Origin of the sequence: Bradyrhizobium sp. CCBAU 45389 (assembly GCF_028128625.1) — a bacterium.
Lineage (GTDB): Bacteria > Pseudomonadota > Alphaproteobacteria > Rhizobiales > Xanthobacteraceae > Bradyrhizobium > Bradyrhizobium liaoningense_B.
In genome coordinates, this window is record NZ_LBIY01000087.1 from 50,473 (window position 1) to 75,144 (window position 24,672).

Genomic DNA, 24,672 nt, shown 5'->3' on the forward strand with positions numbered 1-24,672 from the left:
AGAGCCATTTCCGTTCCGATGAAATCGGAACGGCTCCAGATTTTTTGTTTCAGCGCGTTTTCCTGGCGCGAACCGGTATCCACTTGGGAAACGCTCTAGCCGGTCTTGAGCGCAAGCTCCATGGTCTCGGTGCGGCCGACGAGATCGGCATATTTGCCGATCGGCAGGGGCTTGCCGAGCAGATAGCCCTGCACACCGTCGCAGCCCTCCTTGGCGAGGAAGGCGAGCTGTTCGAGCGTCTCGACGCCCTCCGCGACGATCGACATTTCGAGGCCGTGGCCGAGATCGATCACGGCACGCACGATCGCCGCCGATTGCGGGTTGCGGCCGAGATTGATGATGAAGGCGCGGTCGATCTTGATCTTGTCGAACGGGAACGCCTGGAGGTAGCTCAGCGAGGAATAGCCGCTGCCGAAATCGTCCATGGAGATGCGCACGCCGAGCGCCTTCAGCCGGCGCAGCAGCGCAAGGCCCCGGTCGAAATCCTCGATCAGCACGCCCTCGGTGATCTCGAGCTCGAGCCGCCCGGGCGCAAGCCCCGTCTCGATCAGGATGGAATGGACGAGGCCAACCACGTCACCGTGCATGAACTGCGCCGGCGACAAATTGACCGCAACCTGGAGCGGCTTCGGCCAGGACGCCGCCTCGCGGCAGGCCTCGCGCAGGATCCACTCGCCCATCTCGACGATCAGGCCGCTCTCCTCGGCGATCGGGATGAATTCGGCCGGCGAGACCTGGCCGCGCACCGGATGCTGCCAGCGCGCCAGCGCCTCGAAACCGATGATCTCGCTCTCGGCGACGCTGTGGCCCGCGGCTCCCTGCGGCTGGAAGGCGAGCGAGAGCTCGCCGTTCTTGATCGCCATCGAGAGGTCCTGGTGCAGCACGCGGCGGTCGCGGATCTGCTGGTCCATCTCCGGCTGGTAGAGGCTGATGGTGCCGCGCGACTTCTGCTTGGCGCGGAACAGCGCCGCACCGGCATTGGCGAGCAGCGAAGCGCCGTCGGTGCCGTTGTGCGGGAAGATCGACATGCCGGTGGTGACGCCGGCGCGGACCGGCCGGCCGTCGATCTGGAAGTCCTGCGCGACGGCGTCGCCGATCTGCTGCGCCAGGGCGAGGCCCGCCTCCGGCTGCTTGCCGTCGATGATCAGGCCGAACTCGTCGCCGGACAGGCGCGCCACCACGCCGCCGCGGGCGGAGTCCTGGAGCCGCTGCGCCACCTCGATCAGGAGCTTGTCGCCCAGCGCATGGCCAAAGACGTCATTGACCTCCTTAAGCCCGTCGAGGTCGACGCAGAGGACGGCGAACTCCTCGCCGGTGCCTTCGCAGGCCTCGATCATCTGGGTCAGCGCCTGCAGGAAGGCGGCGCGGTTCGGCAGGTCGGTGAGGCCGTCGTGATAGGCCATGTGCGCCATGCGCGACTCGGTCTGCCGGCGGTCGGTGACGTCCTCGTGGGTCTTGATCAGATATTGCGGCTCGCCGGCATCGCTGAGCACCGTGGCGCGGCGGGTCAGGAACAGCCGCAGGCCGTCCTTGGTGGAGATCGGATGCTCCTCGGTGATCATCCCGCGCTTCTTGATCGCCGCCTCGTCGCGGGCGATGATCAGCTTGGCTTCCTTGGGATTGAAGATGTCGGACGCGGTGAGGCCCGTGGCTTCCTCGCGCCGGCGGTTGAGGATCGTCTCGGCGCTGCGGTTGGCGAGCAGATAGCGGCCGTCCTTGACCTGCTCCACGATCAGCGCGACCGGGATATTGTCGACCACAAGCTCCAGGAACTTCTTCGTGCTCTCCAGCTCCTGCGACAGCGAACGGCGGTCGGTGATGTCCTCGAACACCAGCAGCAGGAATTCCGGCTTGTTGCTCTCGTTGCGGACCACGATCCGGATCGAGGCCACCATGCGCCGCTCGCCGCCGCGGTCGACCTCGAATTCATTGCGGAACTGACCATCCGGCGCCCCCAGCGCCGCCCGGTCGGCCGCCTCGATGCTCGCTGCCGAGCTCGGCGCAAACAGCTCCCGCGCATTCTTGCCGACGGCGTAGTCCCGCGACAGTCCCCAGAACCGCTCATAGGCGCTGTTCGCGAAGATGTAGCAACCGTCGTCGATGTTCTTGGCGGCCACGCAAGCCGGCACATGGTCCAGCACCGATTCCAGGAATTGCTTGGTGGAGGCGAGCTGCCGCGACAGCTTGCGCTGGTCGCTGACGTCGAGATGAGTCGCGACCGATCCGCCGTTCGGCAGGATGAAATATTTCACCAGGATGGCCCGCCCGTCGGACAGCTCGGTGATCAGGCCGTTGGGGCTTGCCGCCTTCTCGTAGAACTCGTCGTCCGAGACGCCGCCGAGGACGTCCCGTTTGCGCCTGAGCTCGAGGAGGTCGTAGCCGTTCATACCGGCCCAGAGGTCCGAGCGGGTCAGGCCGTAAATATCGAGATAGCGGTCGTTGCAGAAGATGATGCGCCGCTGCGCATCGGTCATCACCACGCCCTGGTTGAGATTGTTCATGGCGGAGGAGACGAAGGCATTGCGCCGTAGTTGCAACCGACGGGTCCGGCGCAGCGCCGAATGGACCCACAGCGCGACGGCCGCCAGGAACGCGCAGACGACGATGCCCGCGATCAGGACTTCCCAGATCAGGTTGGGATCGAGCTGGCCGAGATAGCTCGGCGGGGCGAGGCTGTCCGAGAGCGCAAAGGCGCGCGCGGGCGCGACCGCGCCGGCCAGGCACAGGACGGCCTGCACAGCAATCGGAAGCGTGCTGCCCACGTGCCAGTTCTTCTCAGCCATCAGCCACCCGCGATTTCAACGTCGGATTGTCTGGCCTCGCGGGTTTGGATCGGGTAAACGCCTGTACGCGCAACAGAAAAATGTGACGCCAAATACGGCAATTGCCCTGACATGATAAATGCTTCCTTAACGGAAAACGGCCCCGGGCCCTCGTTCTCAGGTTCATTGGCCCCGGCGCTTCCAGCCGACGTCCTGCACAACCATGGATAAGGTCGACTGCATCGTCATCGGAGCCGGCGTGGTCGGGCTTGCGGTGGCCCGGAAGCTCGCCCAGGCCGGGCGCGAGGTGATCGTGCTCGAGGAGGCCGAGGCCATCGGCACCATCACCTCCTCGCGCAACAGCGAGGTGATCCATGCCGGCATCTACTATCGCGCCGGGAGCTGGATGGCGCGGATGTGCGTCAGCGGCAAGCACGCGCTCTACCGCTATTGCGGCGAGCGCGGCATCCCGCACAAGAATTGCGGCAAGCTGATCGTCGCGACCAATGCGAAAGAGACCGAGAAGCTGCAATCGATCAAGGCGCACGCCGAGGCGAATGGCGTGCTCGACATGCAGCTGCTCACGGGCGAGGCCGCACGCGCGCTGGAGCCAGCGCTGGCCTGCGACGCCGCGCTGCTCTCGCCCTCGACCGGCATCATCGACAGCCACGCCTACATGCTCTCGCTGCGCGGCGAGGCCGAGGAAGCAGGCACCGCCTTCGCGTTTCACACTCCGCTGGTCCGCGCCAAGGCGGCGGCCGGCGTGATCGAAGTCGAGGCCGGCGGCGAAGCGCCGATGACGCTGCAATGCGGCCTGCTCGTCAACGCTGCGGGACTCGCGGCGACGACGGTCGCGCGCAACATCGACGGCATGCCGCTGGACCGGATTCCGCCGGCCTACCTCGCCAAGGGAAACTACTTCAGCTGCAACGCCAAAGCGCCGTTCTCGCGCCTGATCTATCCGGTGCCCGAGCCCGGTGGGTTAGGCGTGCATTTGACGCTGGATATGGCAGGGCAGGCGCGTTTCGGGCCCGACGTCGAATGGATCGAGACGATCAACTACGAGGTCGACCCGTCACGCGCCGAGCGTTTCTATCCGGCAATCCGCAAGTACTGGCCGACGCTGCCCGACGGCGCGTTGATGCCGAGCTATTCGGGTATCCGGCCGAAGATCGTGCCGCCGGCTGTCGCCACGCAGGACTTCCTGATGCAGGGGCCGCGCGATCACGGCGTCGCAGGTCTGATCAACCTGTTCGGCATCGAATCGCCGGGGCTGACATCCTCGCTCGCGATCGCCGATCACGTCGCCGAGCTCGCAGAGATCTAGGCTCCCACAACGATGATTGCGCGGGCTCTCGCACCCTTGCAGCAGGGATGAGCGCAAAGGCTCTCATCCCTGCCTGAAAGGGTACGATCAACTCAACACTGTTACGGGGGTTACTAGTGGAGCGTATCGCCTTGCTTCAGACGCTCGATCTGGTCCTTGACCATCAACTTCCGGCGCTTCAACTCAACAATTTGCAGGTCGTCTGTTGAAAGGTGCACGAGAGCTTCGTGCAATTCGTTTTCGAGAAGTTTGTGTTTCCGCTCCAATTCAACAAGATGTGCCTGAATTGTCATTCGAAACCTCCTCGGTAGGGTTGAACCTCAGGATTCGATCCGGACAGCGAAGTCTACATCACCGATTCGTTCTGTCGATGGGTATCCGTCGTCCCACCGTCATTTTTGAAAATACATATGTAATGAAGCGTGAGTACGGAACCGCGCGGGAAAAATCCATGATATCAATGCGCTTGCGCAGCGCCGCGGCGCACCGTTGAAATATCTTGCGGGAGATCGGTGCGCGGCAGCCCGAGATCGCTTGCGGTCACGCCGCGCAAGGACGATAATTTCCATAGGGCATCCACAGCCCAGATCACACGCCTATTCGGTTTTCGGCCACCGCAGACATGACCCATGAAGACGAGCGTGAGCTCGAAGCCGAGCTCACCCGGTTGCAGCAGGAACACCGAGATCTCGATGCCGCGATCGATGCCCTGCATCAATCGCCTGCCCCCGACCTATTGCGGCTGCAGCGGTTGAAGAAGCGCAAGCTGTTGTTGCGCGACCGCATCGCGTTCATCGAAGACCAGATCACGCCCGACATCATCGCCTGATCGCGTCCCGCGCGATCGCGACGCCTCACTGCGTCTGAATCCGCTTGACTCAAAAAGAACAAAATAGGAACATTCCTGCACCAACGCCCCAGGAAACGCCCAAGGAAAACTCACAAGGACAACGCAGATGCCGGCACCCGCCCTTTCGGACAACAGCCACTATGAACAGGCCTGCGATCAGGCGATCGCGATGTGCGACGGCAATCTGCGCAGCACCATCAAGGCGCTGATCATGGCCAACGAGTATCTGGAGGCGGAGCTGGAAGAGTTGCAGGCAGCGATTTCCGCCGGCTGCATTCCCGAGACCTCGCGCAGCAAGATGCGGAGCAAGAGCAGCGCCGCTTAGTTTCAACATTGGAGCAACGCCATGTCGGATGTGACCTACTACGTTGCAATGCCCTTTTTGATCGATGCCGACGGATCGCCCGTCGCAGGCGCGGCGGAAGAGTGTCAGTCCTCATCGGCAGCACTCCGGCGCGCCGAGATTCTGGCGCGCGGGGCCGGCCATATCGGCGCGGTCGCCTTCAGCCGCAGCGGCGATCCCATGACCGGCGAATTCGGCGACGCGACACTGCTACGCAAATTCGGCAACGTGCCGGAAGATCTCGCGACCCTCTGATCCCTTTTGGCTTGAGCACGATCTCCGCGCAAACGCGTTCCGCGTTTGTCGCAAGGGAAAACCGCGACGCACTCTGCGCTGACGCGACCCTTCGGGTCCGGATCGTGCTCTAGCGCTCGCTGCTGACGAGCCCGATCGGCGGCTCGTGCCGGCGGCGCGCCTTGCGCACATACATGGCGGCATCGGCCTCTTCCAAGGCACGGCCTGCGTCGGAGTGCGGACCGAGCAAGGCGACGCCGGCAGAGGCCCCCGCCGTCACGTTCTGGTCGCGGAAGACGAAGGACAATTCGTCGATCGCCTGCTCGAAGGTCGCGGCCTTCGCCTTGGCATCGGTCTCGTTGAGATTCCACAACAGCAGCGCGAACTCGTCGCCACCGAGCCGGCCGACCACGTCGGAGGCGCGGACCTGCCGCGTCAGCGTCGCGACAATCGCCTTGAGCACCTCGTCGCCGGCGGCGTGGCCGAAGGAATCGTTGATCGGCTTCAACCGATCGACATCAAGCACGATCAGCGCGCCGCTGGCGTGATACCGCTTCATGTAGGCAATGGCGCGCGTGAGCTCGCGCTCGAAGCCACGCCGGTTCGGAATCTCGAGCAGGAAGTCGGTGTCGGCGGCCGCCTCGAGTTCCGACACCCGCAGCAGGGCCGCCTTAAGCTTGCCCCTGAGGTCGCGGATGGTCGCCTTGCTGTCGGCGGCAGCCGGCGCTCTGCGCGAGGCCAGCCTGGCCGGGCGATTCGAGAGGGCTTTGGATCGGCCGGCGCTGGTCTTCCGGCCCTTTTTGGCCTTCGCAGCGCTCGCCCTTTTTGGTTTCTTCATGGGCATCCTGCTCAATGAAGGCTTGCGGGGATTCACCAAGACAGGATAGTGCATTCCCTTCTCCTTGCCACCGCCTTGCGAGCCGCCGGCCGGAACCGTTAATCTGGCCTATGTTTCTGTTTTCCCGAGCACAATTGACGTCATGACCGCGCCGATCGCCATCATCATGGGAAGCCAGTCGGATTGGGACACGATGCGGCATGCCGCCGAGACGCTCGATGCGCTCGGCGTCGCCGCCGAGACCCGCATCGTTTCGGCCCACCGTACCCCCGACCGGCTGTTTGCCTTCGCCAAGGGCGCCAAGGCGGCGGGTTACAAGGTCATCATCGCCGGCGCCGGCGGCGCTGCGCATCTGCCGGGCATGGCGGCCGCGCTGACGGAACTCCCGGTGTTCGGCGTTCCCGTCGAGTCGAAGACACTCAAGGGGCTCGATTCGCTCTATTCGATCGTGCAGATGCCCGCGGGCATCCCGGTCGGCACCCTCGCCATCGGCAAGGCCGGTGCGATCAACGCGGCGCTGCTCGCGGCTGCCGTGCTCGCCTTGTCTGACCCCGCCCTGTCCGATCGCCTCGCCGCCTGGCGCAAGGCACAGACCGACGCGGTTGCCGAGCGTCCGGAGGACAAGGCGTGACTGACGCAAAGCAGGTGAAGCTGAAGCCCGGCGACACCATCGGAATCCTCGGCGGCGGACAATTGGGGCGGATGCTGGCGATGGCTGCGGCGCGGCTCGGCCTGCGCTGCCAGGTGTTCTCGCCCGATCCGGACTCGCCGGCCTTCGACGTCGTGCTCAACGCGACCTGCGCCGAATATGCCGACGTCGAAGCGCTGGAGCTGTTCGCGAGCGACGTCGACGTCATCACCTACGAATTCGAGAACGTTCCGGCGGCCGCCGCGATGGTGCTGGATGCGCGCCGCCCGGTGCTGCCCAATCGCAAGATTCTCGAGACCACCCAGGACCGGCTCGCCGAGAAGGACTTTGTGACGAAGCTCGGCATCGGCACGGCGGCCTATGCCGACGTCACCTCCGTCTCCTCGCTGCGCGAGGCGATCCTGAGGATCGGCCTCCCTGCGGTGCTGAAGACCCGCCGCTTCGGCTATGACGGCAAGGGCCAGGCCATCATCCGCGAGGGCGACGACATCGCCAAGGTGTGGACCAGCCTCGCCACCAAATCGGCGATCCTGGAAGCCTTCATCCCGTACGAGCGCGAGATCTCCGTGATCGCCGCGCGCTCGGCCGCAGGTGAGGTCGAGTGTTTCGACGTGACCGAGAACGAGCACCGCGACCACATCCTGAAAGTGTCGCGCGCGCCCGCGCCGATTCCGGACGCGCTCGCGGATGAGGCGCGCAATGTCGCGAGCAAGATCGCGACTGCGCTCGATTATGTCGGCGTGCTGGCGGTGGAGATGTTCGTGCTTGCCAACGGCACCGGACCGAAGGTGCTGGTCAACGAGATCGCCCCGCGCGTGCACAATTCCGGGCACTGGACGCTGGACGGCGCCTCCGTCTCGCAGTTCGAGCAGCACATCCGCGCCATTGCCGGCTGGCCGCTCGGCAAGCCGGTGCGCCACGGCGAGGTCGTCACGATGACCAATCTGATCGGCGACGAGATCAACGACTACGACAAGTGGCTGACCGTCCCGGGCGCGACCGTGCACATCTATGGCAAGGGCGCGCCGCGCCCCGGCCGCAAGATGGGCCACGTGACCGAGGTCAGGCCGCCCCGGGACAAGTGACGGGATCGCAGCAGAGGCTGCAATCCCGCCTGGCGATCACGCCGTCTTCACGCCCGCAACGACGCCCGTGGGCTCCTCGCTGAGCCAGCGATAGATCACCCCGCCGAGCGCACCGCCGATCAGCGGCGCAAGCCAGAACAGCCAGAGCTGCGCCAGCGCCCAGCCGCCGACGAACAGTGCGGGGCCCGTGCTGCGCGCCGGGTTCACCGACGTGTTGGTGACGGGAATGCTGACGAGATGGATCATCACCAGCGCGAGCCCGATCGCGAGCGGTGCGAAGCCCGCGGGGGCGCGGCCGTGGGTAGCGCCCATGATGATGAACAGGAACATCATGGTCATCACCACCTCGGTGAGGAAGCAGACCATCATGCTGTATTGACCGGGCGAATGCGCGTCGTATCCGTTCGACGCGAAGCCCTTGGTGACGTCGAAGCCCGGCGCGCCGCTGGCGATGACGTAGAGCAGACCGGCGGCGACGATCGCGCCGGCCACCTGCGCGATCACGTAAGGCAGGATCTGGCCGGTCGGAAAGCGCCCGCCGGCGGCAAGGCCGACCGTGACGGCCGGATTGAGATGGCAGCCCGAGATGTGGCCGATCGCGTAGGCCATCGTGACGACGCTCAAGCCGAAAGCCAGGGACACGCCGACCAGACCGATTCCGACCTGCGGGAAGCCGGCCGCGATCACCGCGCTGCCACAACCTGCGAATGTGAGCCAGAAGGTGCCGATAGCCTCGGCAGCATATTTTTTCATATCCATTGTCGTCCCCTCATTTCAAAGATTCCGGAACAAAGCTCCGGTCGCGCCCCGCCCAAGGCGTCAAACCGCCCAAATCGGGGCCGCACAAAGGTATTTTCGCCGCATTTAATGGCCGAACTTGGCCCGAAAACCCGCTTGGCCGGTGGACATTCCAGGTTTTGTCTGATACATCCGCGCGCTCAAGGTTAAGGGCGTCGGGCTTTTTGCCATCCCCTTTGACTTACCAGAATTCAAATCCGATCCACTGAAGAGGATGCCGCGTGCAGGTTCTCGTTCGCGATAACAATGTCGATCAAGCCCTCAAGGCGCTGAAGAAGAAGATGCAGCGCGAGGGGATTTTCCGCGAGATGAAGCTCCGCGGACACTACGAAAAGCCCTCCGAGAAGAAGGCTCGCGAAAAGGCCGAGGCCGTGCGCCGCGCGCGCAAGCTGGCCCGCAAGAAGCTGCAGCGTGAAGGCCTGCTGCCGATGAAGCCGAAGCCGGTGTTCGGCGCCGGCGCCGGTGGCGAGCGTGGTGGTCGTGGCGGCCCGGGTGCCGGTCCGCGCGGTCCGCGCTGATTTGCCGAAGCTTTAAGACCTCAGTTTTCGATGACGCGGGCCCTTGGCCCGCGTTATTGTTTGTGAGCGGTGCCTTTTCTGGGACGGGGCACTCCCATGCGGAACCAGCGCGAGCGAACCGTAGATGGCCTCCCCTCTCCCCGAGCGCGGCTTGGCGCGCCGACGCCTGATCTGGCGCCAGCCGCTCGCGCTGACTTTGATCGGAATTGCGCTGTGCGGCTGCTCCTTCGATCTGGGATCCTTGATGCCGGAGAAGGAGAAGCCGCAGGAGGCACCGAAGGCGGCGGCGACTGCGGAGAGCGCGGTCAGCGCCGGCAACGTCACCGAAGCCCAGGCCCACACGGCAAAGGCCCAGTCCCTCGCCAAGTCGGGCGAGACCGCGGCAGCGCTGGACGAGTTCAATCGCGCCGTCGGGCTCGATCCCTACAATGCGCAGGCGCTCTATGGCCGCGCGCTGATCTACCAGGGCAATAACCAGCACGATTTCGCCGTCGCCGATTTCAGCGCGGCGAGCGGGCTCAATCCGCAAAAGGCCGAGCCGCTGCTCGGCCGCGCCACCAGCTATCTCGCGCTCGGCAAGATCAAGGAAGCCGCGGCCGACCTGGATGAAGCCTCCGAGGCCGATCCGCACAATGCCCAGATCTGGACCGCGCGCGGACAGGCCTATGAGCGGCTCGGCGACAGGGCCAAGGCGGCGGCGTCCTACAACAAGGCGGTTGCCCTGCGTCCACGCGACGATGCCGCCCGCAGCGGCCTCGCCCGCGTCGGCGGCTGACAGGGCTGCTCGAGCTTCGGTTCTGATTAGATCAGAACCGAAGTTCTAGATTCTTGTTTTGACGCGTATTCTTCACGCGAACCGGTGTCCACCTCGCTCGAAAACGCTTTAAGGCGCCGTCTTAATCGGGCGTAGCGCTCTTCGGCAGAACGGCGTGGAACATCGACTTCATGCCGGACAACATCTCGTCGGCGACATTGGTCTTTTTCTGCGCCGGCATGGACGCGCCGACGTCGGCACGCAGGTCGAGCGGCGGTGCGATCACCGGAACGGGAATGTCAGCCGGCGGCGAGATTCGATTCGGGTCGTCATTGCCGACCGAGGCCGTGTAGGGCGGCGACGAGGTGCCATTGCCAAGAGCCTCGGTTGACGGCGTGGATACCGTGATCGGCGGCGGCAGCGGACGGACCGTGGACGGCTCCGTCGGGACGACACGCGGGGCCTCGGGGGCGCGGGCGGCTTCGCGCTCGGGGGTCCGCTCGACCGGCTTGGTCTCGGCAGCTTTGGCTTCGGCAGCCTTGCCCTCAGGCGACTTGCGAAGACGCTCGATGGCGGCACGCGCCAGATCGTTGGCGTCGGGCGTCGCAGCGGCGGGCGCGGAATTAGCCTCCACCACCGGAGCGGTGGCTGCCGGGGTCGATTTCGCGGCTGCCTTCTCGCGCGCCGGAGGGCGGCCGTGCGAGGTGTCGGCGGGAGCGACGTCGGCGGCCTTGGTCTCAGGCTTGTCGGCCGCAGCCTTGTCCGTCACACTCTTTTCGGAGACGCCCTTGGCCTTGACGCCGGACGCGGGAAGGCTGGCGGTATCGGTCGGCTTGGCGGACTTGCCGGCGTCGGCGGGCGCGACCACGGCCGCAGGGGTGTCGGCCGCCGGCTTGGCGTTGATGTAGTGGTTAACGATATACGCCCCGATGATCGTCGCGAGCACCGAGGGGAAAATATCCATCGAGATTTTAGCGAGGTATTTCAGCATTTCTCGGCCACTCCCCGCGCGACCAGATGCGGGAACTTTGGGGCAATTGTAAGGGATCAACTGCGACGGATCGATGGCAAAAGGGATAACCCTGCGCCTTACGGCTTCAGCTCGATCTCAAGGAACACGATCTCAGTTGAGGTTTCGTTAAGTACGTCGTGTTGGACGCCGGCCTTGCGGAAGTAGGATTTGCCGGCGGCAAGCTGCGCCTTGGACCGCTCGCCATTGGGCGCCACGATGGTCATTTCGCCGGCGACGACAGGAACAATCACGTAGTCCATCCCATGGGTGTGGTGCCCGGTCGCGCTGCCCGGGGCGAGCCGCCACTCGGTCACCCGGACCTGCTCGTTATCGATCTGAACTTCGGACTTGGCGGCAAGCATCGGGAACCTCTCCTGGGACATAGCGCTTCAGGGCACGAAAACCATGAACACGTAGACGGCAAATACCACCATATGGACCAGGCCGAACAGGACATTGGTCCTGCCCGTGCCGAAGGTCAGCATGCTCAGGAAGAAGGTCAGCAGCAAAAGGACGCTGCCCTGGGCACTGAGGCCGAGCTCGAGCTCCTTGTCGAGCGCGTAGGTGGCGACGCCGACGGCGGGAATGGTCAGCCCGATGGTCGCCAGCGAGGATCCGAGAGCGAGATTGATGCTCTTCTGGAGGTCGTTCTTGCGCGCCGCCGCGATGGCCGCGACGCCCTCCGGCATCAGGATCAGCAACGCGACCAGAAGGCCGGCAAAAGCCGGTGGCGCGCCGATCCTGGCGCCCACGGCATCGACCACCAGCGAGAATTTCTTGGCCAGCAGCACGACCGCCAGGAGCGAGACCAGGAGCAGCGCCACGGTGAGCGCGAGCGCTCCGACCGAAAGGTGCACCTCCCCGCCCTCGCCCTTCCCCCGTTCATGAACGAAGTAGTCCTTGTGCAGGACGGTCTGGGTGTAGAGGAACACTGCATAGAGCGCGAGCGTGACCACGTCGACGAAGCCGAGCTGAACCGCCGAATAGACCGGTCCCGGCGTGGTGGTCGTGTAGTTCGGCATGATCAGCGTGATGGTCGCGAGCGCGAACAGGACGCTGAGATAGACGTTGGCGCCGGAGAGCTGAAAGCCCTGCTCGCGATAGCGCAGGCCGCCGATGAAGATGCAGAGCCCGACGAGGCCGTTGCAGACGATCATGACCACGGCGAACACGGTGTCACGCGCCAGTTCCGGGGCAGGCTTTTCGCCCAGCATGATGGTGGTGATCAGCGCCACCTCGATAATGGTGACCGAGAGCGTCAGCACCAGCGTGCCATAGGGTTCACCGACCCGTTCGGCGATCACCTCGGCATGATGGACGGCGGCGAACACCGTGCCGAACAGGATGACCAGAAGCACGATGGCGAAGCCGAGCCCGGCCAGCGACAGCGTGAAGACGTAGTCCGTCACGCTGACGGCCACGAACAACAGCACGGCCAGCGCCGGGAAGATCCAGGCCGACCGGGGCATCGGACTATGCGCGCTCATCCACTGGCTCCAGTTGTGAAACCGAGCAGTAGCAAATCGGCCGTCAGATTCAATGCCAGTGCAGGATCGGCGCGATCGGCAGCCAGGTCAGCAGCAGGAACAGCGGGATCAGCACGGCGCCGGCGCGCAACAGATAGCCGAAGAAGCTCGGCATCTCGATGCCGTTCTCGCTGGCGATGCTGCTGACCATGAAGTTCGGCGCATTGCCGATATAGGTGAGCGCGCCCATGTAGACCGCGCCCATGGAGATGGAGGCGAGCGTGCCCGACAGGGAATGCATCAGCACTTGCGGATCCCCGCCGGCCAGCTCGAAGAACAGCAGATAGGTCGGCGCATTGTCGAGGAACGCCGACATCAGGCCGGTGCACCAGAAATAGGCGGCCTCGCGCGGCGCGCCGTCCGGCGCCGTCACCGCCGACAACAGCCAGGCGAAGGCGCCGTGATGGCCGGCATTGAGCATGGCGATGACCGGAATGATGGCGACGAAGATGCCCGCGAACAGTTTTGCGACCTCCCGGATCGGCTCCCAGGTGAAGCCGTTGGCCTGCCTGTGCTCGTCCGGCGTCAGCCACACCGACAGCGCCGCAATCGCCAGCAGCGCCACGTTGCGGGCGAGGTCTTCCAGCTCCAGCTTCGTTCCGAGAACGTCGAAGACGATGCCCGGCTTCCACATCGCCGAGGCCAGCAGGCTGGCGACGATGGCCGCGATCAGCACGAGGTTGACGAGGCCGCGGATCCGCACCGGCTTCCCAGGACCCGCATCGCCGAGCGGCGGCTCGCTCCTGAAACGCCAGACGTCGACGACGACGAAGATGACGAGCAGCAGCCCGGCGACGATCATCGTCTGCAGCCAGATGTTTCGCGTGGTCCAGAAGAAATCGACGCCGTGCAGGAAGCCGACGAACAGCGGGGGATCGCCGAGCGGGCTCAGCGCGCCGCCGACATTGGCGACCAGGATGATGAAGAAGATCACGACATGGGCATTGTGGCGCCGCGGCCGGTTGGCGCGGATCAAAGGGCGGATCAGGATCATCGCCGCCCCGGTGGTGCCGACGACGCTCGCCATCAGCGTGCCGAGCGCGAGGATGCCGGTATTGGCCGCCGGCGTGCCCTTGATGTCGCCCGTGACGAGAATGCCGCCGGCCACGACATAGAGCGAGAACAGCAGCACGATGAAGCCGAGATATTCGGCGAGCATGGCGTGGACCAGCGCCGCCAGCGTGGCCGTGCCCCCTGCGAACAGCGCGAGCGAGCCGAGCGCCAGCAGCGACCAGATCGCGGCGATCTTGCCGTAGTGATGGTGCCAGAATTTTGCGACCAGCAGCGGTCCGAGCGCGATCGACAGCAACAGGCCGGCAAACGGCAGCGCATAGGGCCAGCGCATCGCCGCACCGTCGATCCCCGCGGCCGCCCATGCGGGCTGCGGCAACAGCGCGAGCGGCGCGGCGATGACCACGCAGCCCCGCCAGGTCGCAAGCCGTCTAGGGAGCAATGAAGCGCCTCGCTGTCTCGATCGCGCCGAACGCATCGAGATTGTCGTGTCCGCCGCCCGCAAAGCGAACGAACTGCTTCGGTTCATGCGCGAGCGCGAACAGACGCTCTCCGAACACGATCGAAATGGCAAGGTCATTGGTGCCGTGCATCACCAAGAGCGGCACCGTGACGCGCGCGATGCGCCCGTCGGAACGAAACTGATCGCGCATCAGCAGGCGGACCGGGACGAAGCGGAACGCCGCGGCGGCGACGTCGACGGTCGACGTGTACGGCGCCTCCAGGATCAATTTTCCGACGGGATGCTCGGACGCGATGGCAACCGCGACGCCCGTCCCCAGCGAAAAGCCCCAGACGACGATCCGTCCCGCGGCATAGCGGGCGGTGGTGAAGGCGTAGGCGGCCGCGGCATCGCGCAGCAGCCCCTCTTCGCTCGGTGCTCCGCTCGAGCCGGCATAGCCGCGATAGGACAGCGCGACGAGGCCGGTGCCGTCAGCCGTCATCGCCTTGAAGCGATCGATGCGGCCGGCGAGGTAATCGCCATTACCCGGAAAGAACAGGATCACAGGACGGCCGGGCTTCGCCGGCACGTGCCATACGATGACCTTCTCGCCATCCGACGTGGTCAGGACATGCTCTTCCGCCTCGGGCAGACCTGCGGCATCGGGCGCGGTGCGGCCGACGGGCGGGATCGGAAACAGCATCTCGCGCTGGCGGACATACAGCACGACGAGACCGACGCAATAGACGGTCACGAGCAGGATGGCGATCCACTTGACGATGGTCATGATGAGGCGGCCGGTCTCCACCTCAGGGCTTGCGACGGCTCCGAAGCAATTTCATGACGTCGGGCCGGATGCTGGCGGGAACGTCGCGGCAACCGCACGCCGCCTTGTGGGCGGCGTGCCAGGCGATGCGCTGCTCGCGCGTCGCCTTGGGCGGCATGCGATGGGACCGGTGCCAATCCTTGTTGATGGCCACGGTCCCTCCCGCGTTACATCGCCTTGACGATGTTCTCGGTGACCTTCTTGGCGTCGCCGAGCAGCATCATGGTGTTGTCGCGGTAGAACAGCGGGTTGTCGATGCCCGCGTAACCCGACGCCAGCGAGCGCTTGATGAACATCACCGTTCCGGCCTTCCAGACCTGGAGCACCGGCATGCCGTAGATCGGCGAGGTCTTGTCCTCTTCGGCCGCCGGGTTGGTGACGTCGTTGGCGCCGATCACGAAGGCAATGTCGGCCTGCGCGAATTCGGAGTTGATGTCCTCGAGCTCGAACACCTCGTCATAGGGCACGTTGGCTTCGGCCAGCAGCACGTTCATGTGGCCGGGCATGCGGCCCGCGACCGGGTGAATGGCGTATTTCACCTCGACGCCTTCCTTCTTCAGCATGTCCGCCATCTCGCGCAGCGCGTGCTGGGCCTGCGCCACCGCCATGCCGTAGCCGGGCACGATGATGACCTTGGAGGCGTTCTTCATGATGAAGGCGGCATCGTCCGCCGAGCCGAGCTTGGCGGGCTTCTGCTCGCCGGTACCGCCGCCGGCCGCAGCGGTCTCACCGCCGAAGCCGCCGAGGATGACCGAGATGAAGGATCGGTTCATCGCATGGCACATGATGTAGGACAGGATCGCACCCGACGAGCCGACCAGCGCGCCGGTGATGATCAGCGCGGAATTGCCGAGCGTGAAGCCGATGCCGGCAGCGGCCCACCCCGAATAGGAGTTCAGCATCGAGATCACGACCGGCATGTCGGCGCCGCCGATCGGGATGATCATGAGCACGCCGAGAGCCAGCGCCAGGATGACGATCAGCCAGAAGTCGAGCGCACTGCCGGTCATCACCAGCCCGACGATGAAGACGACGAGCAGAACGGCGAGCACGATGTTGATGACGTGACGGAACGGCAGGATGATCGGCGCGCCGCTCATGCGCGCGGACAGCTTCAGGAACGCAATGACCGAGCCGGTGAAGGTCAGCGCGCCGATGGCGACGCCGAGCGACATCTCGACCAGGCTCTGCGGATGAATATTGCCAGGTGTTCCGATGTCGAAGGCCTCGGGCGCGTAGAACGCGCCGGCGGCGACCAGCACCGCGGCCATGCCGACCAGCGAGTGGAAGGCCGCGACGAGCTCCGGCATCGAGGTCATCGGCACGCGGCGGGCGATCACCGCGCCGATCGCAGCGCCGATCGCGATGCCGACGATCACCAGCACCCAGGCGAGGCCGTCGGCCGGCGGGTGGTTGGCAAGCGTCGTGGCGACCGCGATCGCCATGCCGATCATGCCGAACAGATTGCCCTGGCGCGACGAAGCCGGGCTCGACAACCCGCGCAGCGACAGGATGAACAGCACTCCCGCCACGAGATACAGAAATGCAGAGAGGTTGGCGCTCATCTCAGGTCCCCATTGATCCCATCAGCCCGAGGTGGCCGCTTACTTCGACTTCTTCTTGTACATCGCCAGCATGCGCTGGGTGACAAGGAAGCCGCCAAAGATGTTGATGCAGGCGAAGATCAGCGCAATGAAGCCGAAAGCGCGCGCCCAGCCCGAGCCGCTCGAAACATTGGCGACGCCGCCGGCAAGCAGAGCGCCGACCACGATCACCGAGGAGATCGCGTTGGTCACGCTCATCAGCGGCGTGTGCAGCGCGGGCGTCACCGACCACACCACGAAATAGCCGACGAAGACGGCGAGAACGAAGATCGACAGCCGGAAGATGAAGGGGTCGACGACCTGTGCGGCATGCTCCATGGCGGCTCTCCTTAAACCTTCGGCTGGAAATTCGGGTGGATGACGGCACCGTCTTTGGTCAGCGCGGTGGCCTTGACCAGTTCGTCGTCCCAGTTCACGGCGAGCTTCTTCTCCTTCTTGTCGACCATGGTCTCGATGAAGGAGAACAGATTGCGCGCATAAAGGCTGGAGGCCGAAGCCGCGACGCGGCCGGCGACGTTGGTGTAGCCGACGATCTTGATGCCATCGAGGTCGACGACCTCGCCGGCCTTGGCGCCCTCGACATTGCCGCCGCGCTCGACGGCGAGATCGACCAGCACCGAACCGGGCTTCATCGACTTGACCATCTCGCCCGAAACGAGTTTCGGCGCCGGCCGGCCTGGAATCAGAGCGGTGGTGATGACGATGTCCTGCTTTTTGATGTGCTCGGCGGTGAGCGCAGCCTGCTTGGCCTGATACTCCTTGGACATCTCCTTGGCGTAGCCGCCGGCGGTCTGCGCGTTCTTGAACTCCTCGTCCTCGACGGCGAGGAATTTCGCACCGAGCGATTCCACCTGCTCCTTCGTCGCGGGGCGGACGTCGGTCGCGGTGACGACGGCGCCGAGGCGGCGCGCGGTCGCGATCGCCTGCAGGCCGGCGACGCCGACGCCCATCACGAACACCTTGGCCGCGGGCACCGTGCCGGCGGCGGTCATCATCATCGGGAAGGCGCGGCCGAAGGCCTCGGCGCCCTCGATCACGGCACGGTAGCCGGCGAGGTTGGCCTGCGAGGACAGCACGTCCATCACCTGCGCGCGGGTGATGCGCGGCATCAGTTCCATCGCGAAAGCGGCGACGCCGGCATCGGCGATCGTCTTCAGCGCGGCCTCGTTGCCATAGGGGTCCATGATGGCGATGACGAGCGCGCCGCGCTTGTATTGCGCAAGCTCCGAGGCCTCGGGGCGCTTCACCTTGATGATGATGTCGGCGTCCTTGAGCGCATCGGCGCTGACGGTCGCGCCCACGGCGGTGAATTCGGAATCCGGCAGGCCCGACTTGAGGCCGGCACCCGGCTCGACGGCGATTTCGGCGCCAAGCGCCTTGAACTTCTTCACCGTATCAGGCGAAGCGGCGACACGCGGCTCCGACGGATCGATTTCCTTGGCAACGGCAATCTTCATAGGCCCTCCGGCGGCGCGGGAAAAAGCGCGCACGCAAACTTAGCGTCACTCCCGCAACGTTGGATACCGGTTTTGGCACCGGCTTGAATGCAAATTTTATGAGCACCGACGACGCTGGCGGTGCACCAGGCGATGGATCAGGTGAGGAAGATCGCCATCAGGATGACGATGAGCGCGACCGAGGCCGTGCCGTATTTCACCAGCTTGATGAAGCCCTCATAGGTCTGCTCGTGGGCAACGTAGTCGTTGCCGTCGGCAGTGGTGTACGCCACTTCGCTATGGTCAGCCATGGATTGTCCCCAGTCGAAAGTCGAATTCTCGGGCTGGGATACCTTAATCTTTCGGGCAGGGCAACGGCAGGCAGGCGCGGTTTTCCCGCAAATCGGCTCATTTGGAATTCCGATTGCCGGGAAAGCTCGGCGCGAGCGCCGCTCGGCCCTGATGGGGTCATCGTGGCGGTGACAGCGCGCTCCGTCGCCGGGGGATTCGGCATGACGGAGCGCCTTGCGTGCCCTCGTCGATCGGGCTCAGCCCATCGCCTCCAGCTCGTCGATCATCCCGGCGATGACCGAGAGGCCGCCGTCCCAGAATTTGGGATCCTTGGCATCTAACCCGAACGGCCGCAGCAGCTCGGAATAGTGCTTGGTTCCACCGGCGGCGAGCATGTCGAGATAGCGCTCGGCAAAGCCTTCGGCCGCGTTCTCATAGACGGCGTAGAGCGAGTTCACGAGACAATCGCCGAAGGCGTAGGCATAGACGTAGAACGGCGAATGGATGAAATGCGGGATATACATCCAGTAATTCTCGTAGCCCGCCTTGATCTCGATCGCGGGCCCCAGGCTCTCGCCCTGCACCGACAGCCAGATCTCGCCGAGCCGCGTCGCGGTGAGCTCGCCGTTCTTGCGCTCGGTGTGGACCGCGCGCTCGAAGGAATAGAACGCGATCTGCCGCACCACGGTGTTGATCATGTCCTCGACCTTGCCGGCGAGCAGCGCCTGGCGCTGCTTCGGGCTCTTGGTCTGCGCGAGTAGCCGCCGGAAGGTCAGCATCTCGCCGAACACGCTCGCGGTCTCCGCCAGCGTCAGCGGCGTCGGCGCCATCAGTGCGCCGTTCTTCGCCGCCAGCACCTGGTGCACGCCATGGCCGAGCTCATGGGCGAGCGTCATCACGTCGCGCGGCTTGCCCTGGTAATTCATCAGCACGTAGGGGTGCGCCGACGGCGTGGTCGGATGCGAGAACGCGCCCGGCACCTTGCCCGGCCGCACCGGCGCATCGATCCAGCGATCGGTGAAGAAGCGCTCGGCGATGTCGGCCATTTTGGGCGAGAAGCCGCGATAGGCCGTCAGCACCATGTTGCGCGCATCGGGCCAGCCGATGACGTCGGTCGCCGCAAACGGCAGCGGCGCATTGCGATCCCAATAGGCTAGCCGTTTCTTGCCGAACCACTTCGCCTTCAATGCGTAGTAGCGATGCGACAGTCTTGGATAGGCGGCGCGCACGGACGCGACCAGCGCATCCACCACCTCGCGCTCGACGCGGTTGTTCAGATGGCGGGAATCCGCGACGTCCTTGAAACCGCGCCAGCGGTCGGAGATGTCCTTGTCCTTGGCGAGCGTGTTGGTGATCAGCGCGAAGGTGCGCTCATTGGCCTTGAACGTCTTTGCCAGTGCTTCCGCCGCCGTCTTGCGCTTGGCGCCGTCGCGGTCCTGCAACAGGTTGAGCGTCGGCTCGATCGCAAGCTCCTTGGCTCCGACCTTGAAGCGCAGGCCGGAGATGGTCTGGTCGAACAGGCGGTTGAAGGCGGAATAACCGGTCTGCGCCTTCTCCAGGAAGAGCTGCTCGAGCTTGTCGTCGAGCTGGTACGGCTTCTCCTTGCGCAGGTCCTCGATCCACGGGCGGTAGTACGCCAGCTCCGGAGCCTGCATCGCGCGGGTCAAAATATCGTCATCGATCCGGTTGAGCTCCAGCGCGAAGAACAGAAGATGCGTGGACGCCGCGGTCAGGCGTTCGGACACATCGCCGTAAAACTTTGAAATCTTGGGATCAACGCTGTCGCCGGCATGGACGAGACCGGCATAGGAGCCGAGACGGCCGGCGAGATCGTCGATCGCCTCATAGCGCCGCACGGCCTCGGCGAGCCATTTTCCGCCATCTTCCTTTGCTGTCCCTGTCGCGAGCTTGCCCTTGTAGTCGGTCTCGAACGCGACGCAATCGGCATCCATCTTTTCGAGATCGTGCGCCACTTCCGGCGCATCGATCCCGGAATAGAGATCGGCGAGGTTCCACTCCGGAAGCTTGCTGGTCTTGCTCGCAGCTTTGGAGGACTTCGCCTTGGCGGCCGATTTCTTGACGACGGATGTCTTGGTGGCAGGCTTGCGGAGAGCGGGCTTTTTGAGAGCGGGCTTGGAACGCGAATTCATTGTGTGGGAAACCTGTGTTCAACAATCGCGACGGCGGGCGGGGGCATCAAGGTTTAAGAGTGCGTTAATCGGCTTCGGCCAGAGTGCCCCGATTCGAGACAGATAGTTGTAGCGTGCGGGGAACACCATGGCTGCCAGTATTTTGATCGCCGACGACGACGCTGTAGCCCGCCGGCTGGTCGAGAACATGGTGCAGAAATGCGGCTATGAAACGGTCGTCGTGGAGTCCGGCGACGCCGCGATCGCCGCCCTCACCGCCCCCGACGCGCCTGCCATCGACGGCGTCATCCTCGATCTCGTGATGCCCGGCCTCGACGGCATGGGCGTGCTGGCAAAAATCCGCGAAGCGGGCCTCTCCGTACCGGTCATCGTGCAGACCGCCCATGGCGGCATCGACAACGTGATCTCGGCGATGCGTGCAGGCGCCGCCGATTTCGTGGTCAAGCCGGTCGGCATGGAGCGGCTCCAGGTCAGCTTGCGCAACGCGCTCAACACCTCCGCGCTCAAAGGCGAATTGCAGCGCATCCGTCACAGCCGCGAAGGACGGCTGACCTTCTCCGACATCATCACCCGCGCCGAGGCGATGGCACCCGTCATGCGCGCCGCGCAGAAGGCGGCGAATTCCGCGATCCCCGTGCTGATCGAGGGCGAGTCCGGCGTCGGCAAGGAGATGTTCGCGCGCGCCATCCATGGCAGCGGCGAGCGCAAGGCAAAGCCCTTCGTCGCGGTCAATTGCGGCGCGATCCCCGACAATCTCGTCGAGTCGATCCTGTTCGGCCACGAGAAGGGTGCCTTCACCGGCGCCACCGAACGCCACACCGGCAAGTTCGTCGAGGCCCATGGCGGCACGCTGTTCCTGGACGAGGTCAGCGAACTGCCGCTGACCGCGCAGGTCAAGCTGCTGCGCGCGCTGCAGGAAGGCGCGGTCGAGGCGGTCGGCGGCCGCAAGCCCGTCAAGGTCGACGTCCGCATTGTCTCCGCGACCAACCGCAAGCTGCTGGAGCGGGTGAAGCAGGGCCACTTCCGCGAAGACCTGTTCTATCGTCTCCACGTGCTGCCGCTGACGATCCCCTCGCTGCGCGCCCGCCGCGAGGACATCCCGCATCTGCTGCGGCACTTCCTCGCGCGCTTTGCCGCCGAGGAGAACCGCCCCATCGCCGGCATCAGCGGCGAGGCCATGGCGCACCTCGCCCAGCTCGACTGGCCCGGCAACATCCGCCAGCTCGAGAACGCGGTCTACCGCGCCGTGGTGATGAGCGACGGCGACCAGCTTGGCCTCGCTGACTTCCCCCTGCTCGCCGCCCAGCCGCATCCGGCGACCGACATTCCGACCGCACCGTTGATGCTGGAGCCGATCGCGGCGCCTTCTTTGGTGTCGGGTAGCGAAATACCAATCGCACCGCTTCCCCTGGCGGGAAACCTGTCGATGCTGACGCCGACCGGCGACGTCCGCCCGCTAGAGGACATGGAGAACGAGATCATCCGTTTCGCGATCTCGCACTATCGCGGACAGATGTCGGAAGTCGCCCGCCGCCTCAAAATCGGCCGGTCCACACTCTACCGGAAACTCGACGAAGCCGGGGTTCCCGGCCATGGCGGGAAAAGCGGCGAGGAGACGCACTGAGCCTGATGCGAACGCAGGTTCGCGCGAGGCTGGGAAGCGGCCGTAAGCCGTTCGCATGACGACAAAATTCGGCTGCGACTTGAACCGTGACTTGGAAGTGACAGACAGAGGGAAAAGCGCGTGCGGCAAGCGCACAATCCGTTGCCAAGAGGCTCCCATGAAGTCAGTTTGTCGTGAGTTGTCCCGGGTAGCGCTGGCTGCAAAATCGGGGCCTGTATATCGTCTGGCGTAGGGAATCGTTGCGTGCAGGCGTGCGACTTTCGAGAGGCCGGCGCGATTAGCCGAAGCTCAATTAGGCGATAACGAAGCTGTTCCATCAGGGGCAGTTCACCCGAGGGGTGTGACACAATGCGTGACTGTTTGAACCACCGTGCAGGCTTTGACCGTGTCTTGATGACGGTCGCGGCAACCTTCCTCACGGTGTCGGCCGGCTCGGCGCTGGCGCAGGATCAGACGCGCAGCAGCGCTGCCGACCTCGCGATCGAAGCCGCGATCCCGCGCCCCGAGCCCGCCAACGTCCCGCCCCCGACCGCTTCCGACATCAAGCTCGACACCACCGCCACGGTGCAGGATCCGGCGAAGGAAACCGCCAAGGAAACTGTCAAGGAGCCCGTCAAGGCCGACGCCGCGCCCGCGCCGGACAAGGTCGAGACCAAGCCGTCCGACGTCGCCACCACGCCCGCGCCCGAGGCGCCGAAGAGCGAGACCGCGAAGACCGAACCTGCGAAGACCGAGCCCGCGACGACAGAGCCTGCCAAGGCTGACACTGCGAAGTCTGACACCGCGACCGCCCCGCCGGCCGCGCCCGCGGCGCCTGCCGCTGCGGCGGCTCCGGCCGCCGAGCCGGTCAAGGCCGCCAGCACCGTTCCCGCCGCCGACCAGCCGGTCGCGGACAAGCTCAAGGACATCATCGGCGCCAAGACCTCGCGCCATTTCGACCGCAAGAACGAGCGTGCGGCGATCGAGAAGTTCTACGGCGCGCGCGACTTCGCGCCGGTGTGGACGCAAGGCGGCAGCCTGACCGCTGCGGCCAAGGGCGTGATCGCGCGGCTCAAGGATGCCGCCTCCGACGGTCTCAATGCCGCCGACTATCCGGTGCCGGATTTCGCCGCCGCCACGACGCCCGACGCACTCGCCGACGCCGAGTTGAAGCTGACCGCCAGCATGTTCGACTATGCGCGCCAGGCGCAGAGCGGCCGCATGCACTGGTCGCAGGTCAGCGGCGATATCCTCTATCCCGAGCATCCGGTCGATCCGGGCGAGGTGCTCGCCAAGGTCACGACCGCGACGGACGCCTCCGCCGCGCTCGACAGCTACAACCCGCCGCACAAGCTCTACAAGGAGCTGAAGGCCAAGCTCGCGGAGCTGCGCGGCCAGGGCAGCGGCCCGGTGATCGAGATCGCCGACGGTCCGGCGCTGAAATACACCCCGGCCGGCAAGAAGCAGGCTGAGATCGTCGTGGACGATCCGCGCGTGCCGCAGCTCCGCGCCAAGCTCGGCATCACCGAGAACGCCAGCGACACCCGCTATGACGCTGCGGTCGCCGAAGCCGTGCGCAAATTCCAGAGCGGCGTCGAGATGAAGCCGACCGGCATCCTCGACGACAAGACGGTCAAGGCGCTCAACACGCCCAAGCGCGACAAGCAGATCGACACCGTGCTGGTGAACATGGAGCGCTGGCGCTGGCTGCCGCGCGACCTCGGCGTCCCCGCGCTGGGCGATGCCTATGTCATCCTGAACATTCCCGACTACACGCTGAAGGTGATGCAGCGCGGCCAGCAGGTCTGGACCACCCGCGTCGTCACCGGCAAGCCGGGCCAGCACGCCACCCCGCTGCTGACCGAGACGATGAAGTACATCACGGTCAACCCGACCTGGAACGTGCCGCCGTCGATCGTCTACAACGAGTATCTGCCGGCGCTTCAGCAGGACCCGACTGTGCTCCAGCGCATGGGCCTCAAGCTCGAGCAGAACCGCGACGGCTCGGTGCACATCTCGCAGCCGCCGGGTGAAGCCAACGCGCTCGGCCGCATCCGCTTCAACTTCCCGAACAAGTTCCTGGTCTATCAGCACGATACGCCGGACAAGAATCTGTTCGCCAGGGATGATCGCGCCTTCAGCCATGGCTGCATGCGCGTGCAGTATCCGGATCAGTACGCCTCCGTGCTGCTCAACATCGCCATGCCGAACGAGAAGTACACGCCCGAGCGCGTGCGCAGCATGTACGGCAAGAGCGAGATCGACCTGAAATTCCCCACCCCGATCCCGGTCAACATCACCTACCAGACCGCGTTCGTGGACGACGCCGGCAAGCTGCAATTCCGCAAGGACGTCTATGGCCGCGACGCGACCATGCTCAACATCCTGAAGAACGGCCGCGGCAAGGACCTCGAGAACGTCGTGGCGCACTCGCAGCCGAGCTATTCGCGCCCGGCGACCACCCTGCCCTCGGGCGTGGCGGTGGCCAACAATGGCGGCGGCTTCGGCTCATCGGGTCCGAACTTCTTCGAGCGGCTGTTCGGGGCCCCGACCCCGCCGCCGGCTCCGGTCGGTCGCCGGCCGCAGCGGGTGTTCACTCGCTGAGGCCCGCCC

The 24,672-nt window shown here is 65.1% G+C and carries 25 protein-coding genes; 10 read left to right on the forward strand and 15 right to left on the reverse strand.

Annotated elements, in window-relative coordinates:
• Positions 1-95: 95 nt before the first annotated feature.
• On the reverse strand, positions 96-2,783 hold the full coding sequence (locus XH79_RS17120) for a sensor domain-containing protein (RefSeq protein ID WP_271582364.1): 2,688 nt from the start codon (positions 2,781-2,783) through the stop codon (positions 96-98).
• A gap of 202 nt (positions 2,784-2,985) precedes the next feature.
• On the opposite strand from XH79_RS17120, the gene XH79_RS17125 reads away from it, so the two are divergent.
• Complete coding sequence (locus XH79_RS17125; RefSeq protein ID WP_271582365.1) at positions 2,986-4,089, forward strand: NAD(P)/FAD-dependent oxidoreductase; 1,104 nt, start codon at positions 2,986-2,988, stop codon at positions 4,087-4,089.
• Positions 4,090-4,202: 113 nt separating this feature from the next.
• Here XH79_RS17125 and XH79_RS17130 read toward each other — a convergent pair whose 3' ends face one another.
• Complete coding sequence (locus XH79_RS17130; RefSeq protein WP_025034152.1) at positions 4,203-4,382, reverse strand: YdcH family protein; 180 nt, start codon at positions 4,380-4,382, stop codon at positions 4,203-4,205.
• 329 nt (positions 4,383-4,711) lie between these two features.
• Here XH79_RS17130 and XH79_RS17135 point away from each other — a divergent pair, with 329 nt between their 5' ends.
• The 3 genes from XH79_RS17135 (at position 4,712) to XH79_RS17145 (ending at position 5,537) form a co-directional block, all read left to right on the forward strand.
• The gene (locus tag XH79_RS17135) at positions 4,712-4,918 is read left to right on the forward strand and encodes a YdcH family protein (RefSeq protein WP_018641547.1); all 207 of its coding nucleotides are present in this window, start codon (positions 4,712-4,714) and stop codon (positions 4,916-4,918) included.
• A gap of 127 nt (positions 4,919-5,045) precedes the next feature.
• Positions 5,046-5,264: a hypothetical protein gene (locus XH79_RS17140; RefSeq protein ID WP_212345103.1), complete on the forward strand. Its 219-nt coding sequence runs from the start codon at positions 5,046-5,048 to the stop codon at positions 5,262-5,264.
• A gap of 21 nt (positions 5,265-5,285) precedes the next feature.
• Positions 5,286-5,537: a hypothetical protein gene (locus XH79_RS17145; protein WP_018641549.1), complete on the forward strand. Its 252-nt coding sequence runs from the start codon at positions 5,286-5,288 to the stop codon at positions 5,535-5,537.
• 109 nt (positions 5,538-5,646) lie between these two features.
• On the opposite strand, the gene XH79_RS17150 is transcribed toward XH79_RS17145, so the two are convergent.
• A complete protein-coding gene (locus tag XH79_RS17150) occupies positions 5,647-6,354 on the reverse strand; it encodes a GGDEF domain-containing protein (protein WP_212345102.1) in 708 nt (235 codons plus the stop codon).
• Positions 6,355-6,496: 142 nt separating this feature from the next.
• On the opposite strand from XH79_RS17150, the gene purE reads away from it, so the two are divergent.
• A complete protein-coding gene (purE, locus tag XH79_RS17155) occupies positions 6,497-6,985 on the forward strand; it encodes a 5-(carboxyamino)imidazole ribonucleotide mutase (protein ID WP_212345100.1) in 489 nt (162 codons plus the stop codon).
• Positions 6,982-8,088 carry a 5-(carboxyamino)imidazole ribonucleotide synthase gene (locus XH79_RS17160; RefSeq protein ID WP_271582366.1) on the forward strand — a complete coding sequence of 369 codons (1,107 nt, stop codon included), beginning with the start codon at positions 6,982-6,984 and terminating at the stop codon, positions 8,086-8,088. Before purE ends, XH79_RS17160 begins: the two co-directional genes overlap by 4 nt.
• A gap of 36 nt (positions 8,089-8,124) precedes the next feature.
• On the opposite strand, the gene aqpZ is transcribed toward XH79_RS17160, so the two are convergent.
• Positions 8,125-8,847 carry an aquaporin Z gene (aqpZ, locus tag XH79_RS17165; protein ID WP_271582367.1) on the reverse strand — a complete coding sequence of 241 codons (723 nt, stop codon included), beginning with the start codon at positions 8,845-8,847 and terminating at the stop codon, positions 8,125-8,127.
• 260 nt (positions 8,848-9,107) lie between these two features.
• Here aqpZ and rpsU point away from each other — a divergent pair, with 260 nt between their 5' ends.
• Positions 9,108-9,404, forward strand: a complete 297-nt coding sequence (rpsU, locus tag XH79_RS17170; protein ID WP_011089854.1) for a 30S ribosomal protein S21 — start codon at positions 9,108-9,110, stop codon at positions 9,402-9,404.
• A gap of 124 nt (positions 9,405-9,528) precedes the next feature.
• Positions 9,529-10,179, forward strand: coding sequence for a tetratricopeptide repeat protein (locus XH79_RS17175; protein ID WP_271582368.1), 651 nt, complete (start codon positions 9,529-9,531; stop codon positions 10,177-10,179).
• A 121-nt stretch (positions 10,180-10,300) separates the two neighbouring features.
• Here the strand turns inward: XH79_RS17175 and XH79_RS17180 are convergent, their stop codons facing one another.
• The 11 genes from XH79_RS17180 to XH79_RS17230 form a co-directional block, all read right to left on the reverse strand.
• On the reverse strand, positions 10,301-11,149 hold the full coding sequence (locus XH79_RS17180) for a hypothetical protein (protein WP_271582369.1): 849 nt from the start codon (positions 11,147-11,149) through the stop codon (positions 10,301-10,303).
• A gap of 98 nt (positions 11,150-11,247) precedes the next feature.
• Positions 11,248-11,532 (reverse strand): cupin domain-containing protein, encoded by a 285-nt coding sequence (locus tag XH79_RS17185; protein WP_212345087.1) that lies wholly within the window; start codon positions 11,530-11,532, stop codon positions 11,248-11,250.
• A gap of 27 nt (positions 11,533-11,559) precedes the next feature.
• Entirely contained in the window at positions 11,560-12,657 is a 1,098-nt protein-coding gene (locus tag XH79_RS17190) for a calcium:proton antiporter (RefSeq protein WP_212345086.1), read from the reverse strand.
• A 49-nt stretch (positions 12,658-12,706) separates the two neighbouring features.
• Complete coding sequence (locus tag XH79_RS17195; RefSeq protein ID WP_271582370.1) at positions 12,707-14,185, reverse strand: sodium:proton antiporter; 1,479 nt, start codon at positions 14,183-14,185, stop codon at positions 12,707-12,709.
• On the reverse strand, positions 14,139-14,936 hold the full coding sequence (locus XH79_RS17200; protein WP_271582371.1) for an alpha/beta hydrolase: 798 nt from the start codon (positions 14,934-14,936) through the stop codon (positions 14,139-14,141). Before XH79_RS17200 ends, XH79_RS17195 begins: the two co-directional genes overlap by 47 nt.
• A 22-nt stretch (positions 14,937-14,958) precedes the next feature.
• The gene (locus XH79_RS17205) at positions 14,959-15,129 is read right to left on the reverse strand and encodes a hypothetical protein (RefSeq protein ID WP_271582372.1); all 171 of its coding nucleotides are present in this window, start codon (positions 15,127-15,129) and stop codon (positions 14,959-14,961) included.
• A 13-nt stretch (positions 15,130-15,142) separates the two neighbouring features.
• Entirely contained in the window at positions 15,143-16,540 is a 1,398-nt protein-coding gene (locus tag XH79_RS17210) for an NAD(P)(+) transhydrogenase (Re/Si-specific) subunit beta (RefSeq protein WP_271582373.1), read from the reverse strand.
• 39 nt (positions 16,541-16,579) lie between these two features.
• Positions 16,580-16,897, reverse strand: coding sequence for a proton-translocating transhydrogenase family protein (locus XH79_RS17215; RefSeq protein WP_212345079.1), 318 nt, complete (start codon positions 16,895-16,897; stop codon positions 16,580-16,582).
• Between the two features lie 11 nt (positions 16,898-16,908).
• On the reverse strand, positions 16,909-18,036 hold the full coding sequence (locus XH79_RS17220; RefSeq protein WP_212345076.1) for a Re/Si-specific NAD(P)(+) transhydrogenase subunit alpha: 1,128 nt from the start codon (positions 18,034-18,036) through the stop codon (positions 16,909-16,911).
• A gap of 137 nt (positions 18,037-18,173) precedes the next feature.
• Positions 18,174-18,326, reverse strand: a complete 153-nt coding sequence (locus tag XH79_RS17225; protein WP_008136857.1) for an aa3-type cytochrome c oxidase subunit IV — start codon at positions 18,324-18,326, stop codon at positions 18,174-18,176.
• Positions 18,327-18,563: 237 nt separating this feature from the next.
• The gene (locus tag XH79_RS17230) at positions 18,564-20,456 is read right to left on the reverse strand and encodes a M3 family oligoendopeptidase (RefSeq protein WP_271582374.1); all 1,893 of its coding nucleotides are present in this window, start codon (positions 20,454-20,456) and stop codon (positions 18,564-18,566) included.
• A 127-nt stretch (positions 20,457-20,583) separates the two neighbouring features.
• On the opposite strand from XH79_RS17230, the gene XH79_RS17235 reads away from it, so the two are divergent.
• Both XH79_RS17235 and XH79_RS17240 read left to right on the forward strand, forming a co-directional pair.
• Positions 20,584-22,080, forward strand: a complete 1,497-nt coding sequence (locus XH79_RS17235; RefSeq protein ID WP_271582375.1) for a sigma-54-dependent transcriptional regulator — start codon at positions 20,584-20,586, stop codon at positions 22,078-22,080.
• A gap of 348 nt (positions 22,081-22,428) precedes the next feature.
• Entirely contained in the window at positions 22,429-24,663 is a 2,235-nt protein-coding gene (locus tag XH79_RS17240) for a L,D-transpeptidase family protein (protein ID WP_271582376.1), read from the forward strand.
• Positions 24,664-24,672: the final 9 nt, after the last annotated feature.